Origin of the sequence: Candidatus Uabimicrobium helgolandensis (assembly GCF_041508025.1) — a bacterium.
Classification (GTDB): domain Bacteria; phylum Planctomycetota; class Uabimicrobiia; order Uabimicrobiales; family Uabimicrobiaceae; genus Uabimicrobium; species Uabimicrobium helgolandensis.
Map to the genome: position 1 here is coordinate 3,651,293 of NZ_CP165719.1, position 15,915 is coordinate 3,667,207.

Consider the following 15,915-nt stretch of genomic DNA (forward strand, 5'->3'; position numbering starts at 1 on the left):
GAGCATTTTTTTGTTTAGACCACTGAATTTAACTAATTTTAAACAAAACGTATCGATATTTAGAGTAATTAGGGCGTGTCATCATTCAATACAGATAAAAATATAACGGATTCATTTAATGATACGCCAGTAGTATTGAGCCCGCGCCCGAAAACTTTTTGAGAGCGACAGAAAGTGATTTATTGGTTCAATACTAGTTTTTTGCGATGGAAAAAGAAACTTTGCTTCTTTGATAAATTGTTAGTGAAAGTTTCGGAAACGGGCTCGCAAACGGGCTCGGGCTCGAAAAAACACACAATATTTTGAATGATGACACGCCCTGGTATCATCAATCTTGACAAAATTAATCTACTTTGAGAAGATAAAATTCGCACACGCCCTAAGGCAAAACTTGATATTTAGACAGAATCAATAATCTTCTCTTGAGTAGACCGGACAAATAAACGCCAAAGGTTTCTCAAAACCGTTGTTAGACAGGTCAAAAATCTCTGGGAAAGCGTAGAGAAATCAGAGCTCCGAGCTCGTATACCAGGTAGCAAAGGGTCCCCAGAGAACAACACTCAGTGAGAAAGGTATTTCATTCATAAGATAAGGAATAAAAAATGTCAGTTCTCACAGTAGGAATAGATGTAAGCCAAGACAAATTGGATGTCGCAATAATAAATAAAAGTCAGGATAAGCCAACAGATCTTGGAACATTCTCCAACGCAAACAAAGGTCATAAAAAGTTATTAAAACAGTTAAAGAACATAATAAAAAAACATGAGTTAGAAAAAATACGAGTAGTAATAGAGCCAAGCGGTGGATATGAGCAACCAATAGCAAGATTTGCTCTCGACCACGAATGGACTGTAAACATGGTCAACCCATTTAAAGTAAGAAAGTGGGCTGAATCAGAAGGCATAAGAGCCAAAACAGATCGTATGGATGCAAGATTACTTGCTAATTTTGCTATTGCAAAAGGCACTTTACCACAGTGGCAACCTCAAGAAGAGCATATTGCTCAACTTGACGAAATGCTCAAACGTAAAGAAGAATTAGAGCAATCCCTTTTGCGTGAAAAAAATCGCCTTAATGCCTTACTTCTCAAACTAAAGTTTGAAGGTTCTGCTCTTGCTAGTATCAAAAGATCCATCGAGTGGATTCAAGATGAAATTAGACGTCTTGAGAGTGACATCAACGACCACATTGGGGAGCATATTGACTTAAAAGAACAAGTCAAAAAGCTCAAAAAAACTCCTGGCGTTGGTGATAAAAATTCTCTTTATTTTCTTGTCCTTTTTCATCGTTGGACTTCTCTTACTCAAGGTCTTGGTTCTGCAAAACAACTTACTTCTTATGTTGGCCTCGATCCAGTACCTCGATCTAGTGGTTCTAGCATTAAATGCCACGAAGCTATTTCTCGTAAAGGTAATCCTTCTTTACGTAAAATGCTGTATCTTGGAGCTCTCGGAGCTGTTTACGGAACTACAAAAGGTCCTCTTCGCACCTTTTTTAATCGTCTTGTTTCTCGTGGCAAGCACAAGAAGCTTGCTCTTATTGCTTGCGCTCGTAAAATTCTTATTTGGGCTTGGACTACTTTTCATAAAAATACGTCTTTTGATCCTTTAAAATTTATTTCTTAACCTTATTTTTTATAGCTTCTTTACTGTTCTTTGAAAATTTTAATTTTACTGAGTTTTTGACTTGTCTCGATGAGAGAAATCTAATTGCATCTCACCAGATAAAATATAGATTTTAATTCCGATTTTCATCATTTTAGTGACATAACAGCAATCACAATTACTACGAAAGCAGCAATGACAGTTAACAGTCACGAATTTTTAACATAATTTCCTAATTGATAATATGCTCTAACAAACAACGAAGCTAGTATCTGAAAGTGCTATTCTTTGTTTTATCGGTATTTATGAGATGTTATTTTGATCTAGAAAAGAGTAAAGAAAATAAAATGACAACAGAATCGTTAAATACATTTTGGAATTTACATAAGTCAGGAAGCTTTGTTATTCCTAATCCTTGGGATATTGGAACTTCCATATTTCTTCAACAACTAGGTTTTAAAGCATTAGCAACTACTTCTGCTGGTGTTTCTTTCACTAAAGGTGTCCCTGATGAAATTGGAAGACTTTCTCTTGAAGAAATTTTGACAAATATTAGAGATATTGTTACTGCAACATCTTTGCCTGTTAATGCCGATTTTCAAAATGGCTATGCTAATACGCTTGAAGAATTGGCCGAAAACGTAAAAAAATGTATTTCAACAGGAGTAGCAGGACTTTCTATAGAAGATGCAACCGGCAATAAAAAATATCCTTTGTATGATAAAAAAATTGCCGTTGAAAGAATTCGTACCACTAGAAAAGTAATAAATGATTCAAATATCCCTGTATTGTTGACCGCAAGATGCGAAGCGTGGCTCGTTTGTGATGCGACTCCTTTTGAAACCGCGCTCGACAGGCTTGTTGCTTATGCAGATGCAGGCGCAGATTGCCTTTATGCTCCTGGAGTAACCAATAATCGTGAAATAGAAAAAATTGTCACATCTGTAGCACCAAAGCCAGTAAATGTGCTAATGTCTTCAGCAATTGATAATTTATCGGTTTCTCGCCTAACTGATTTAGGAGTGAGACGTATTTCTGTCGGCTCCGTTTTGAATCGTATCGCATGGGGAGCTTTTATCAAAGCATCAAAAGATCTTGTTCAGCGTGGTTCCCCTGCCTTGTTTGAAGAAGCTGCTTCTTTTTCTGAACTTAATAAAATTTTTGATTCTTAAAATGAGTTTATTATGAATTACAGTATACGTGCAGATTATAACAAAAAGTCCATTGTTGTGTACCAAGCTTTTCGTGAACAAATAGCGGTACCAGCACTACGCGAACAAAAATTTGTAAATCCTTTTTCTTTTCAGCGGATGACATGGATTAAGCCATCTTTTTTATGGCTAATGGCGCGCAGTAATTGGTCTCAAAAAAAAGGACAAGAGTATATTCTTGCGGTTCGTATTTCTCTTGAAGGTTGGGAGAAAGCTCTAAAAAAAGGAGTGCTTACGACTCCTCAGCCTAGTATTTACGGTTCTTATGATAATTGGCAAGAACATTTTTCTCAAGCACAAGTTCATATTCAGTGGGACCCAGAACGCAATATTTATGGTAAAAAATCAGACTTACGTAGTATTCAAGTAGGAATTAGTCGTTTTTTAAGTCCAGAGTATGTAAATGAATGGGTATATAGTATAGAAGATTATAGCTCTCTTGCGCGAAAAATATATGGTTTCTTACAAAAAGGATATGTTGATAAAGCCAAAAAACTTCTTCCGAAAGAAAAGCCATATCCGCTATGTAAAAAACAACACCGCAAACTCATTCCTAAAAATTAAATGATCTAACACAATTGAATTACTCCTCAAGAAAGACACGATAGGTCAAAAATTTCTCACTCGCACTCAAGGCAAACATGAGCGTGAGCGAGAAATTTTCCTCACCATTGTTTAGAAACTACCGTGTTGCAACAAAGCTAGAAAATAAAACAAAGCCAACCATAAATACTCTTGGTAAGAATTTCTCCGCTTTTTCATAGCTTGCTTCGCTGTTATTTTAGAATAAACGCTGAGAAAAAGATTGAATGTACACTATAAAAACAACTTTTATTTATAAAGCTGTTTTGTACACTTATACAAAAGGAGATAAACATGTCATCCAAAAAACATCGTAGCTCTCGCTCGCGCAATACAAGACGAACAAACCGTTCGCGTAAAAAAAACACTCCGCCTAGTGTTATTATGAGTATTATATTCGGTTCTTTTTCTGTTGTACTTATTTTGATAATTTTATTTTCAAGTAATGGCGTTAAAGAAACAGAATTTGTTGAAAATGAAGATACTCAAATTGAACATGAAAAACTTTCTACAAAAAAAGTACCAGAGAAAACGCGGCAAACTCCAAAACAAATTTTTCAAAAAAAATGGCACTCTCTTCGTGAAAAAAAAGATATTGATGGTTTACTATCTCTAGTAAACTGGTGTTCAAAAAATGAGATGTCCGAAAAAATAGTTGATTTGTACAATGATATTTTGCTCATTGCTCCTGACCATGAAACAGCAAGACAAAAACTAGGTTACGTAAAAACGAGTAATGGATGGTTACTTCGTAAAAACCTTGAACAAAAAGGTTATGTTTTACACAATGGTATGTGGTACACAACTAACGATTTACAGGGAAAAGGCTTAGTATTTCACAACCGTAAGTGGTATAGTCTAAAAGAGATGCGCAGCAATGGGTATGTTTTTTTTAAAAATAAATGGATTAAACAAGAATTAGTTACGTACAAAGAAAAAGAAAGACCAAAAGTACAAGAAAATAAGTTAGAAGCTGACATCAAAAAAGATAATATTAAAAAAATCAAAATCGTTCAAAAAAAACAACAAGATACTCCTAAACAAAAACCTGAAATAAAACCTGAAATAAAACAACCAAATCCTGAGACAATAAAAAAACAACGGAAAAGACTATCGCTCACATATAACTTAGTAAAAATCAACACACCTCTTGGGCTGTGGTATCAAAACGAAGAGCCTATTTTAAAACGCCAAGATCGCCGCGAAACAGTAATGCTTTCCTTAAAAAACGAAGAAAATGGAATGCTTGTGAGCATAGATTCAATGGCATTTGGAAAAAGACTGTTTCACAACATCGGTGGAGTAAGAACAACAGGTGACAATATAGAAACGATTATGCTTGGTTATACCACTTTGCTACAACAAAGTGGCTATACCAATGTAAAATTTGCTTCCAAAGGCCAAAGAATAGGCTCAAAATTTGGGGCATTCATTCGTTTCTATGGAAAAGCTTCTTTTGAAAATCAGAAACTTGTAATGGCGTTCAATTTTTTTAAATACCGAGAGAATACATATTGTATGATGATTTCTGTACCTAAAAAGAACTATAAAAAAAGCAAAAAAAGTATGCAGTTGCTATGGAATGGCATAAGAAAATAATAGGCTCCATTTGTGTGCAAGATCCAACCAAAAATGTTCAGTGGGGAACTTTACCACTGAATATACTTTAAATAATCATGTCGCGCAGAGTTAATTTAGGGCGTGTCATCATTCAATACAGATAAAAATATAACGGATTCATTTAATGATACGCCAGTAGTATTGAGCCCGAGCCCGTTTGCGAGCCCGCGCCCGAAAACTTTTTGAGAGCGACAGAAAGTGATTTATTGGTTCAATACTAGTTTTTTGCGATGGAAAAAGAAACTTTGCTTCTTTGATAAATTGTTAGTGAAAGTTTCGGAAACGGGCTCGGGCTCGAAAAAACACACAATATTTTGAATGATGACACGCCCTATCTCGGAAACATTACCCAAACCTATTCTACAATAACCGCAGAAGGCGCAGATAACCATGGCTTTTCTTGTTGCCATTTATCAATCCAATCTTCAGGCATGATTAAACTCAAAGCCGCCAAGTCACCTAAATACTCTCCCAAATCCGAAGCGACTATTTCGACACCGTCGCTGAAAACAGTAAACGATTCTCCAAAAAATTTGCTTTTTATCATTGGCATTAAAAGCTCTTGGTTGTTTAAAAAAACACTTCCACCTAAAATAATTTTGCTAGTGTCGAGAACGTAATTTATGGAAATAAGACCTTTGACAAAATGATAGATTGCATTATCAACAACATTGTGCGCATGTTCGTTATTCGCATATTGCTCAAAGGCATCTTTTGTTGAACCCTGTCCAAAATTGCGAGCTATCGCTGTTCCTGAGGCAAGAGCCTCTAAGTGTTCGTAACTTGCATTACCTGAGTTTTGGTCGCAGTCCACCATATAAATAGGGCCAAAATGCGGCGCATTGCCATTTTTACCTCTAACAAGATTTCCATTAACATAAGCCCCACAGCCAATTCCGGTGCTCCAAGTTATGTAAATAATATTTTCAAATCCTTGCCCCGCTCCAAAAGTTCTTTCAGCCGTAACAGCACTTACGCAATCGTTTTCCATTTCAACACACGAAAAACGCTTGTGTAAATGTTCTTGTAAAGGTATTCTTTGCCAATTGTTTTTTAATTCTTTTTGACGTAATCCTAAACCTCCACACAAATTTGGAGCGGCAATAGCTTTGTAATTATCAATAGAAACAAAAGGGCTACAAGTGCTAATTCCAACACTTTTAATCTGCTTTTCAGTTATTGATATTTTTTGACAAGCGAGATAAATGAGATTATCTATTTGTTTTGGTATTGTCATTTCATCGCCAATAAGTTTTACACTTTGAAACATTTTTATTAAAATTTTCTCTTGGCTTGCAATGCTTACTGTAATTTTTGTTCCGCCAATATCGATTGCTAACAGCATAGTTCACCTCACAAACAAATAAAATTTTTATTTATCCACAACATTACATCATGATATAAGTATATAGCAAATTGAAGTTACATTTAAAAGAAGGAAAGACAATGCAAAAGAAAATGATTTTATTTATATTTGGTTTGCTGACACTCATATATGCTGATGAAATTGTTGTGTGGCAAGCATTTTCAAAAAATGAACGAAATACTAATTACGATTTGACTTTACAATCTTTTAATCTGCAAGGTCGTGTAACTGCGAGTAAAAACATAGTGACGACTGAGGCGGTGTTTTATCGTTATCAGTCTGAAACGCGAAAAGTTACTCTCGATTTATACTACAAAGAAAAAAACGACGCTATTTTTCAAGGACAACTTACAGTTGAAGCAAATGAAACCGATCTCATTATTGTAGCCACCTTAGATGGTGGCTCAAAATTTACGAAAAGAATACAGCTTGGTAATTTCGGATTTATCAAAAATCCGCAATTTGAAGACTACGATTTCATCACTTCAAAAAAAATTCACAAAGATAAAATAACTTCTATGGCGTTTACTCGTAACAGCCGTTATCTTGTAACAGGAGCAGACGATAACTACGCGCGTATTATGGATGCAAGGACCCTTAAAATTAAGCATAATTTGCGAGGACATAGCGGTTATGTAAAATCTATAGCAATCACTCGCGATGATAAATACGTATTATCTGGAGGCAAAGACGGAACAATGCGTGTTTGGGATATAGAAACCGGAAAAAAAATTAAAGTTATACAAGCACATAAAAATGCAGTAAATGCGATAGCTATTAGTAATAGTGGTAAGTATGCGGTAACCGGTAGCAAAAATGCCCGCGTTACTTTATGGGACTTAACTACTTACAAAAAGGTACTTGAATACCCAGACTCTAGTTCAACCCGTGAATACTTATGTTTGGCTTTTAGCAGTGATGATCGTTTTGTTCTTACCGGAGACAATAATAAAAAAGCCACTATTTTAAATGCTATAGAAGGAACTTATGTTAAAAACACTACGGGTAGTGGTCCAATTACCGCACTTGCAATGACACGTAATATGCGTCATTTGTATACAGGAGATACAACTGGCCGCGTAAAATGGGTTCGCTCTTTGCTACAACCAAATTTTGATGATCCCCATTGGCGTGGTCAACGCGATGTAATTTGGACGGCTTTTTTTAAGCGCGATCAAATAGACATTGACGAATTTAAATCTTCTAGTCGAGCCTACAATAAAATTTACTACGGTCATCCTATACGCGGTTATGAGTCGTCTATTGTATGTTTAAATCTTAGCGGCAATGGTAAGTTTATTATGTACGCTGAAGAAAATGGACGCTTACGAATTTCTGATGTAGATTCAGGATTTCGCAGGTTCAGAGCTAGGTTATATAGCGGATTGTCGGCAGGAACACTTTCTTATGATGGTAAGCTTACCGCTATCGGAGAGATAAGAGGAAAAATCAATATATACGGTTTACCTTAAAATTTAGAGAATAAAAGGAGAGTACATGGTGAATAACTATGAATTCACACCAGAACAAGATAAAATCTTTGCAGAGCTCGCAAAAAATGTTCGTTTTGTGGGAACTTCAATTTTAATAATTGTGGTCTTGAAAGTAATTACATTCTTTTTTGTTTTTTCAACCCACCAAATATTGTTAATTGTCGATTTATTGGTAATATGCGGGATTGCAATATCGCACTTTTTTGCAGCAAAATCACTAAAACTCGTTGTAGATACTAAAGGAAACGACATTGCTCACTTTATGAACGCAATGAAAAACTTTAATCGTTTTTACTTTTTATACTACTGGGCGTTTGTGATCTTTATTTTATCAACAACACTTTCTTATATATTGGGAGGCGTCTAGAACATGTCAGAGGAACAAAATAGCGATAATATCGAGAAAGTTACTTCTGCGGAAAATACGCAAGAAACTCCAAATCAAGACATCTCTTCCGAAAGTGTCACAGAGCAAACAACTTCTCCAAAAGAAGTTGTAGAGCAAACTTCTGAAGACGTTACACCCGAAGAAACCCCTCAATCATATGAATTTGAAAACGAAGAAAATATGATTTTTGAAGAGTTCGCTATGCGCTTGGGTGTTGTAGCCAAATTAGCTGTGTTTACTGGAATTATTGGATTTATTCGCTCTGCATTTTTCATTAATGATGGAAGCTTCGTTAATGGAATAGCCACTCTTTTCATTATGGGACTACTCTGTTTTTTTATAGGTATTTGCCATTTTAAAGCTTCGCGGGCCTTTCTAAAAATAGTAACTACAGAAGGTGATGATATTGCATTTGCAATGAAAGCAGTGAACAGTTTACGCCTTTATTACCGTGCTTTATATGGTATTGCAGCCGTTGGAGTTATTATAGCATTAGGCTACACTGCTACAATTATTTTTAGAAGCTTGTAAATTATTTGATAAAAACAACTGGCTTAACAAAAGCAAAAAAATTGTAAAAGTCCCTGCAGGTAATGGTTATCTAAATTTTACAAAAGTGATACAAGTGATTTCATTTTGGCTCTATACAAAACCTTTTACGATTAGTGTTTATATACTTAAGATGTGCGTAAGAGTGAATACACTTTTGTTCCAAGTTTACAATAACCTTACTTGTTTAGGACTACCAAAATAGTAATGCTTTTGCGAGTCGCTTCAAAAAAATCTAAAACGCATTAACATTTATCAACCAAATGCGTTGCTTTTCGAATGGTCACTATCAATTTTTATAGAAAGTAGTATCATGAAACGCTACACATTATTCTTAATAATGTTCACAACAATAATTTCTGCCCTTGAAATCTTTCCACGTCAAGTAGTTATGAATCCTGGTGACAAGCTACAATTTTGCGTTTTTACTAAGGTCAATGGAGCTGTTTCTACTCCTAATAACTTACAGTGGTATGTACAAAGAGGTATTATCTCTAACAAAGGTGAGTTTACAGCCCCTAATACTTCTGGCAAATATATTATTACCGTTACCGTAAATAAACAAAAATGCCAAGCAATTGTGTTTGTAAAAAATCCACGTAGACAAGTCATACAAAGCATACAAATCATCTCTCCTAAAAAAAAGATATACGAGAAACAAGCATTGCAATTACAAGCTGTTGCTTATGATAGAAAAGGTAACGAAGTTTACTTTTCTCCTGCGTGGGAAAGTTCAGGCGCAGGTTCGATTTCAACAAATGGTTTGTTTACAGCAACGCGATCAGGAGAAGCAACAGTAAAAGTGCGTGATATAAATTCTCACACGTTTACTACTTTAAATTTAACAGTTCATGCAAACCAGATACAAAAAGTCACCGTTTCTCCAAAAACAACAAGCCTTTCTTTAAGAGGAAAAATACGTTTTTTTGCTCTTGGATACGATAGCGAAGGCAAAGAAATATCTTTCAAACCTAGATGGTATGTAGAGGGGCAAGGAAGCGTAAAGCAAACAGGTGAATTTACAGCTGGTAGCTACCGTGGTAATGCCAAGGTTTGGGCAAAAGATCCTGTAAGTGGCAAAAAGGGCTACGCCAACGTTTCTATTCATCAAAATAGTGGCGGAAATCAAGGAAGCATAGAAATAGGAACTGCTCTAATTCACAACAGTTATACCTTGCGTATTGCCTATCAAGTGCTAGGTGTTAATATACATAGAACAAAATTATTTGCTATACAACCTAATGGAAGTAAACAAATACTTGCAGAACAAACATGTGGCAATGGAAAAAACATTGTATTCGAAAAACAGTTTGCCTATCGAACAATTGCTTTTGAAATCCAGCTATTTGATAACTATAATCGCGTTGTTGCAAGTGTACGTAAAAACTTAGATCAAATAAAATAGGTAAGAGCTATAACTCGATTCTTGAAAAGAATGAACAGTTAATTTTTATTGTATTTTTTACGCAATTATGTTAATGTTTTTAAAATAATAACTAGCCAAAAATTTGTATACAGATTTTGCTGGATTAGGTCTTACATACTTGCTTTCTTATATGAATATGAGTAGATCCTAAAAAATTGTTCTAAACTTTTATGCTCTCTGAAATATATTTGCATTAACATAGAGCAGAGATGTAGACTATCGTGATTTTTATGTCAGGCTAAACCAATTTACCACCACCTGTAATATAATTATATGCTATCAGAAAAACTTACAAAATTACAAGAAGTTGAAACCTTAGTTGCTAGCGCTACTCGCGCACAACAAAAACTTGCTGAGTACAGTCAAAGCCAGATAGACACTATCGTTGGAAAGATGGCTCAAGCTAGCGTTCAATCATCAGAAATGCTTGCTCGCTTGGCAGCAGGCGAGACCAAAATGGGACGCGTCGAAAGCAAGACGGCTAAGAATTTATTTGCAAGTCGAGATATATATAACAGTATTCGCAATGAAAAAACAACTGGTATTTTAAACTATGATAAGAATACAAATTGCTACGAAATAGCTGACCCTGTAGGAACAATCGCTGCGATTATACCTACTACCAATCCTACATCTACAGCAATATATAAAATAATGATTGCTATTAAAGCGAGAAATACTATTGTTTTAGCTCCTCATCCACGCTCAGCAAACTGTGTCTACAAGACCACTCAAATTCTTAAAGAGGTAGGAGAACAAGTAGGTTTACCTCCAGGAGCAGTCAGTTGTCTTAACCAACCAACTCTTGAAGCAACACAGCGTTTAATGAAACATCCAGCTGTTTCGCTTATTTTGGCGACCGGTGGTCCAGGTCTTGTAAAGGCTGCTTATAGCTCTGGGAAACCTGCGTACGGAGTAGGTGCAGGAAATCCTCCCGCTTTTATTGAAAAGTCTGCAGATATCACTCATGCAGTTCATTGTATTGTGACAAGTCAGCTTTTTGATTATGGTACGATCTGCTCTTCAGAGCAATCTGTTATCGTTGAATCCTCAATTAAAAATAAAGTTATTGCTGAATTTAAAAAACACAAAGCTTATTTTTTAAATAAAGAAGAAACACAAAAAATATCAAATATTGCTGTGCGTAACAAGGTTATGAATCCTGAAATAGTTGGCCAACCAGCGTATGTTATCGCTCAAAAAGCACAAATAAATATACCCATTGATACATCTGTTTTATTAGCTCCTCTAAACGGACTAGGCGAAAAATTTCCTCTATCATTTGAAACTTTAGCTCCCATACTTGCGTTTTACGAAGTAAAATCTTGGCAAGAAGCCTTAGATCTAGGGGAAGGATTGCTAAATCTTGGAGGACGAGGTCATACCTTTGGTATCCATTCTACAAATACCGATATCATTATGCAATGTGCACTGCAGCAACCAGTATCGCGTATTATTGTAAACGGACCAACTTCACAAGGAGGAGTCGGGTTTGCAACAAACCTACTGCCTTCAATGACTTTAGGATGTGGAAGTTTTGGTAATAATATTATCTCCGACAACATTTCAGCAAAACATCTACTAAATATAAAAAGAGTTACAACTTTAAAAGAAAACTTTTCTCTATGGGATAACGGCACTTCAGTAGATCCAGCAAATTGCTATTTGAATCTAGAAGAAGAAGTTCAATTATCACCACAGAATATGTTTTCTTACGAACAAAAAATATTAGCAGAAAAATTAGCGTTAGATTTAGTTCCACCAAAGAAATCTATTACAAGCCATTCTTTTAGTTCTAAAAAGCGTGGTTGGCCATACGATGCGATTTAATATATTAGAAACACTCTAATTTTCGCGCGATTTTTTTTGGAATATAAAGAAAATCAAAATAATAGAATAAAAATTACTAAAGGAGTTTTATTATGAGCAAGATTGCTCTTGGACTTGTTGAAACACGCGGTTTTGTTGGATGCGTAGAAGCTGCAGATGCAATGGTAAAAGCTGCAAAAGTAACATTATTAGGTACTGAAAAAATAGGTGGCGGTTACGTAACGGTAATGGTACGTGGGGAAGTTGGTGCGGTTAAAGCTGCTACTGATGCTGGCGCTACCGCAGCAAAGAGAGTTGGCGAATTGGTATCTGTACACGTAATCCCTAGACCACATAGCGAAGTTGAATTTATTTTACCTAAAAATGCAAACTGGAGTAGAGAGCAAAATAACTAAATAATCCTACATATATTTTGATCAAACTACAGATTACATATTGTTTTGCGATGTTCAATTATAGGTGAGCATCGCAAATCCTCTTGCAATGTAATATTTTATCTATCAAATTTATTTCTATTTTGTTATGTAGTTCTAGGAAACATTATGATTCAACTACGCACGTACACATTTTTAAATAGTTTACAGCCACAACTTGCTAGTTATATGGCCGCAACTTGCCGAGGCTATCTACCAATTGCTGGAGAAGCTTCTTTATGGATTGAAATTGCACCTGGCATGGAAATCAATCGCATTACTGACGTAGCACAAAAAAGTACAGATGTTAAACCTGCTGTACAAGTTGTTGAGAGGGCTTTTGGTATTCTTGAAGTCCACGCTGAAAAACAAGATTCTGTTTTAGAAGCAGGTAGTCAAATACTATCCTATCTAGGTATGACAGAAAACATGAGACAAAAACCAAGTATCAAAACTAACGAAGTAATTACAGGGGTGAATGATCATCAAGCAATGCTCATTAATAGAACGCGAAAAGGCAATATGCTTCTAGGAGGACAAACACTCCTAATTTTAGAAGTACAGCCAGCTGGATACGCTATGATTGCTGCAAACGAAGCAGAAAAGGCTACTCATTTGTCTCTTGTTGATATACAACCAATAGGTGCATTTGGTCGTTTATACATAGCTGGAACAGATAGCGAAATACAGGAAGCGCAAAAAGCTGCTACAAATATATTGAAACAAATAGCTGGAGAAGCGTAGAATGAACAAACCGTGTGTCGGCCTTATAGAATTTGCTTCTATAGCAAAAGGAATAGAAACTGTAGATGCCTTGCTAAAAAAAGCGGTTGTGCGTATACTTATTGCACAAACAATTAGCTCTGGTAAGTATCTAGTTATGTTTGATGGAGAAGTCGAAGATGTAAAGAGTTCTTTCGCCGAAGGTTTACGTATTGGCGCGCAAAGTGTTCTCGATTCTTTTGTTATTCCAAATATGAGTTTGTCTATCATTGAAACGTTAAAATCGAAACCTAGTGTATACGATTTAAGTGCAATAGGTATTCTTGAAACAACAACTTGCGCAACATGTATAGAGGCTGTTGATAGCGCTTTAAAAATTGCCAGCGTTGAACTCGTCAAAATTCATCTTGGTAAAGGAATCGCAGGAAACGCTTATTTTATAATCAATGGGGAAGTCGGCGATGTTGAAACAGCAATTCTTGCTGCTACAAAAATAGCCAAGCGCAAAAATACCTTAATTGAAAAGGTCATTATTCCCCAAGTTACGCCTGAAATTGTACAGGCATTTCGACCAACTTTTCAGTTGTAATTTGATATGAAGCAAGAAGTTGTTTGGGTATCATTTTGTAGTTTAGCCGTTTGCTGTGCTTTATTTATTGTTCACGGTGGAATAGAGATTTATATTCCATCAACAATAAATTCCTCCCCTATTGTTTCTTCTGAAAAACCTAAAGAAAAAAAAACACAAATAATTACAGTTCCTTCCCAAACACAAATCCCCAAAGAATATAGCATTTGGAGAAATAAAGGAAAACGGGCAGAAAAGAACAACGATATTGTTCTTGCAATTCGTTGCTACTCCTGGGCTTTAAACTTTTACCAAGACGAAAATTTACAACGTCATATTTCGATTCTTTCACAAAAAATAAACCAGCAAGACTTACAAACTTTACAACACTACAATTGGTGGAAACAAGCACTACACTACGAAAATAACTATCAATATAATAAGGCCATAAGTACATACAAAAAGCTAAAACAACATAAGCTTTTTTCTCACAAAGTACAAAAGAGAATTAAATATTGCCGCGAACAAATCAGTAAAAGTTTGCTGAACCAACAATCTTTAAATTTAGCGAAAAAACTACAAAAACAAGGGCATTTCAAAGCAGCCTTGAAACAGTATCAAAAAATCAATTCTTCTTATGCAAGAGATAAGATAAAAGCTCTGAGCAAAATACATAAAGTACATCTCCGCGTACAAAAAAAAGCGCAGAAACTTATAAAACAAAAACGCTATGTCTACGCTTTGCGTTACATCTCTCATCCATCACTTAATAAAAATTATTTCTCCAATCTTTTTCCAGATTTACATGCAAAAGTTCATCAAAATCTTGCATTAGTTCCTGAAGGACATTTTGTTTTTGGAAATGATAGCCACAAAGACGAAAGCCCAGAAACGAAAATACACTTGCCAGCTTTTTACATTTGTAAACATGAAGTAACAAATGCACAATACTACGATTACATAAAACATTCAAAAGCAAGTGCTCCTCAACATTGGGAGCGTGGGGTTCCAAATTCTTTGGATTTACAAAAACCTGTTACAGGAGTATCATGGAATGAAGCAGTCAACTATTGTAATTGGATGGGAGTAAGACTTCCTTCAGAACAAGAATGGGAAAAGGCAGCGCGAGGAAGCCAAGGTTTTGTTTATCCATGGGGAAATTCTTTTTACAAAAACCATGCTAATACAATAGAAGAAGGTCTAAAAGACACCAGTACTGTCGCGCGATTTTCTTCTGGAAAATCTTACTATGGTTGTTATGATATGATAGGTAATGTCTTAGAGTGGACAGCTAATAATTATGAAGTTTATGAAGGTAATTCTCATTTCTTACCAATACGACCAGGATATAAAGTTGCACGAGGTGGTAGTTGGTATTACAAAGGTATATCCTTGAGATGTAGTAAACGTTACCCTCAACAACCACAAGTGAGAATGTTAGCATTAGGATTTCGTTACGTTATTGACATAGATCAGTTAGGAACCAGGTATGAATAAGTTATATTTTTGTATTTTTTTAACTATTGTTTTAACTGGTTGTCTTAGCCCATCACAACCAGGAACAGTCGTAGATGAAACTGCAGACGAAAGAGTGCCAAGATTAATTCAAATTATGCATTTGTCTAAAAAAGATGACTATTGGCGATTATGCCAAGAAATTATTGATTATAAAGACGAGGCTTTGCCCCACTTGGCCAAAAACATCACTAGTTTCTCGCCAAAAGTACGCACCGGTTGCATGTATTGTATTTCAAGAATATACAAAAACACAAAATCCGATGAAGCTTTAGAATTGAAAGATGATATTTTCAAGCGATTAGAAGATACAACCGATTATGTTCAATTAGAAGCAGCAGCTTCGTTGTGTGATATGAATGATTACAGAGGTGTGCCTGTATTAATAGGTATTGGACTAAGAAACAATAACATTAATATTCGCTTTCGCTCGCAACAAACTTTAAAATCCATATTTAAAATGAATTTTAATTATCGTTATGAAGTTTCAGAAAAAGAGCGCGAATCTAGTATCAATCGTTGGGAAAAATGGTGGGAAGAAAATAAAACAAAATATATTTAGTGCAAACATCGCTATATTTTCTAAATACTCTTTCGAGCCCGTTAAACGGGCTCGAATTGATCAAT

General features: G+C 35.5%; 15 protein-coding genes. 14 read left to right on the top strand and 1 reads right to left on the bottom strand.

Features of this window, described 5'->3' with window-relative positions:
* The first annotated feature begins 602 nt into the window (after positions 1 to 602).
* From UABHE_RS13335 to UABHE_RS13350, 4 genes are all read left to right on the top strand, one after another.
* Positions 603 to 1,625, top strand: coding sequence for an IS110 family transposase (locus tag UABHE_RS13335; RefSeq protein WP_372370836.1), 1,023 nt, complete (start codon positions 603 to 605; stop codon positions 1,623 to 1,625).
* A 326-nt stretch (positions 1,626 to 1,951) separates the two neighbouring features.
* The gene (locus UABHE_RS13340) at positions 1,952 to 2,776 is read left to right on the top strand and encodes an oxaloacetate decarboxylase (RefSeq protein WP_372370837.1); all 825 of its coding nucleotides are present in this window, start codon (positions 1,952 to 1,954) and stop codon (positions 2,774 to 2,776) included.
* A 12-nt stretch (positions 2,777 to 2,788) separates the two neighbouring features.
* On the top strand, positions 2,789 to 3,379 hold the full coding sequence (locus UABHE_RS13345; protein WP_372370838.1) for a DUF4291 domain-containing protein: 591 nt from the start codon (positions 2,789 to 2,791) through the stop codon (positions 3,377 to 3,379).
* A 312-nt stretch (positions 3,380 to 3,691) separates the two neighbouring features.
* On the top strand, positions 3,692 to 4,996 hold the full coding sequence (locus UABHE_RS13350; protein WP_372370839.1) for a hypothetical protein: 1,305 nt from the start codon (positions 3,692 to 3,694) through the stop codon (positions 4,994 to 4,996).
* A 376-nt stretch (positions 4,997 to 5,372) separates the two neighbouring features.
* On the opposite strand, the gene UABHE_RS13355 is transcribed toward UABHE_RS13350, so the two are convergent.
* On the bottom strand, positions 5,373 to 6,362 hold the full coding sequence (locus UABHE_RS13355) for an ROK family protein (RefSeq protein ID WP_372370840.1): 990 nt from the start codon (positions 6,360 to 6,362) through the stop codon (positions 5,373 to 5,375).
* Positions 6,363 to 6,463: 101 nt separating this feature from the next.
* On the opposite strand from UABHE_RS13355, the gene UABHE_RS13360 reads away from it, so the two are divergent.
* From UABHE_RS13360 to UABHE_RS13405, 10 genes are all read left to right on the top strand, one after another.
* Complete coding sequence (locus tag UABHE_RS13360; protein WP_372370841.1) at positions 6,464 to 7,855, top strand: cytochrome D1 domain-containing protein; 1,392 nt, start codon at positions 6,464 to 6,466, stop codon at positions 7,853 to 7,855.
* A gap of 25 nt (positions 7,856 to 7,880) precedes the next feature.
* Positions 7,881 to 8,243 carry a hypothetical protein gene (locus UABHE_RS13365; RefSeq protein WP_372370842.1) on the top strand — a complete coding sequence of 121 codons (363 nt, stop codon included), beginning with the start codon at positions 7,881 to 7,883 and terminating at the stop codon, positions 8,241 to 8,243.
* 3 nt (positions 8,244 to 8,246) lie between these two features.
* Positions 8,247 to 8,795: a hypothetical protein gene (locus tag UABHE_RS13370; protein WP_372370843.1), complete on the top strand. Its 549-nt coding sequence runs from the start codon at positions 8,247 to 8,249 to the stop codon at positions 8,793 to 8,795.
* Positions 8,796 to 9,126: 331 nt separating this feature from the next.
* On the top strand, positions 9,127 to 10,218 hold the full coding sequence (locus UABHE_RS13375) for a hypothetical protein (protein WP_372370844.1): 1,092 nt from the start codon (positions 9,127 to 9,129) through the stop codon (positions 10,216 to 10,218).
* 294 nt (positions 10,219 to 10,512) lie between these two features.
* Positions 10,513 to 12,069 (top strand): aldehyde dehydrogenase family protein, encoded by a 1,557-nt coding sequence (locus UABHE_RS13380; RefSeq protein WP_372370845.1) that lies wholly within the window; start codon positions 10,513 to 10,515, stop codon positions 12,067 to 12,069.
* 92 nt (positions 12,070 to 12,161) lie between these two features.
* Positions 12,162 to 12,464 carry a BMC domain-containing protein gene (locus tag UABHE_RS13385; RefSeq protein ID WP_372370846.1) on the top strand — a complete coding sequence of 101 codons (303 nt, stop codon included), beginning with the start codon at positions 12,162 to 12,164 and terminating at the stop codon, positions 12,462 to 12,464.
* 147 nt (positions 12,465 to 12,611) lie between these two features.
* Positions 12,612 to 13,226: a hypothetical protein gene (locus tag UABHE_RS13390; RefSeq protein WP_372370847.1), complete on the top strand. Its 615-nt coding sequence runs from the start codon at positions 12,612 to 12,614 to the stop codon at positions 13,224 to 13,226.
* 1 nt (position 13,227) lies between these two features.
* Positions 13,228 to 13,794: a BMC domain-containing protein gene (locus tag UABHE_RS13395; RefSeq protein WP_372370848.1), complete on the top strand. Its 567-nt coding sequence runs from the start codon at positions 13,228 to 13,230 to the stop codon at positions 13,792 to 13,794.
* A 6-nt stretch (positions 13,795 to 13,800) separates the two neighbouring features.
* Positions 13,801 to 15,270 (top strand): formylglycine-generating enzyme family protein, encoded by a 1,470-nt coding sequence (locus tag UABHE_RS13400; RefSeq protein WP_372370849.1) that lies wholly within the window; start codon positions 13,801 to 13,803, stop codon positions 15,268 to 15,270.
* Positions 15,263 to 15,850, top strand: coding sequence for a HEAT repeat domain-containing protein (locus tag UABHE_RS13405; protein WP_372370850.1), 588 nt, complete (start codon positions 15,263 to 15,265; stop codon positions 15,848 to 15,850). Before UABHE_RS13400 ends, UABHE_RS13405 begins: the two co-directional genes overlap by 8 nt.
* Positions 15,851 to 15,915: the final 65 nt, after the last annotated feature.

Excerpts from the sequence above, each read along its gene's own strand:
- UABHE_RS13335 (WP_372370836.1), top strand. The coding sequence starts at position 603 with ATGTCAGTTCTCACAGTAGGAATAGATGTAAGCCAAGACAAATTGGAT.
- UABHE_RS13340 (WP_372370837.1), top strand. The coding sequence starts at position 1,952 with ATGACAACAGAATCGTTAAATACATTTTGGAATTTACATAAGTCAGGA.
- UABHE_RS13345 (WP_372370838.1), top strand. The coding sequence starts at position 2,789 with ATGAATTACAGTATACGTGCAGATTATAACAAAAAGTCCATTGTTGTG.
- UABHE_RS13350 (WP_372370839.1), top strand. The coding sequence starts at position 3,692 with ATGTCATCCAAAAAACATCGTAGCTCTCGCTCGCGCAATACAAGACGA.
- UABHE_RS13355 (WP_372370840.1), bottom strand. The coding sequence starts at position 6,362 with ATGCTGTTAGCAATCGATATTGGCGGAACAAAAATTACAGTAAGCATT.
- UABHE_RS13360 (WP_372370841.1), top strand. The coding sequence starts at position 6,464 with ATGCAAAAGAAAATGATTTTATTTATATTTGGTTTGCTGACACTCATA.
- UABHE_RS13365 (WP_372370842.1), top strand. The coding sequence starts at position 7,881 with ATGGTGAATAACTATGAATTCACACCAGAACAAGATAAAATCTTTGCA.
- UABHE_RS13370 (WP_372370843.1), top strand. The coding sequence starts at position 8,247 with ATGTCAGAGGAACAAAATAGCGATAATATCGAGAAAGTTACTTCTGCG.
- UABHE_RS13375 (WP_372370844.1), top strand. The coding sequence starts at position 9,127 with ATGAAACGCTACACATTATTCTTAATAATGTTCACAACAATAATTTCT.
- UABHE_RS13380 (WP_372370845.1), top strand. The coding sequence starts at position 10,513 with ATGCTATCAGAAAAACTTACAAAATTACAAGAAGTTGAAACCTTAGTT.
- UABHE_RS13385 (WP_372370846.1), top strand. The coding sequence starts at position 12,162 with ATGAGCAAGATTGCTCTTGGACTTGTTGAAACACGCGGTTTTGTTGGA.
- UABHE_RS13390 (WP_372370847.1), top strand. The coding sequence starts at position 12,612 with ATGATTCAACTACGCACGTACACATTTTTAAATAGTTTACAGCCACAA.
- UABHE_RS13395 (WP_372370848.1), top strand. The coding sequence starts at position 13,228 with ATGAACAAACCGTGTGTCGGCCTTATAGAATTTGCTTCTATAGCAAAA.
- UABHE_RS13400 (WP_372370849.1), top strand. The coding sequence starts at position 13,801 with ATGAAGCAAGAAGTTGTTTGGGTATCATTTTGTAGTTTAGCCGTTTGC.
- UABHE_RS13405 (WP_372370850.1), top strand. The coding sequence starts at position 15,263 with ATGAATAAGTTATATTTTTGTATTTTTTTAACTATTGTTTTAACTGGT.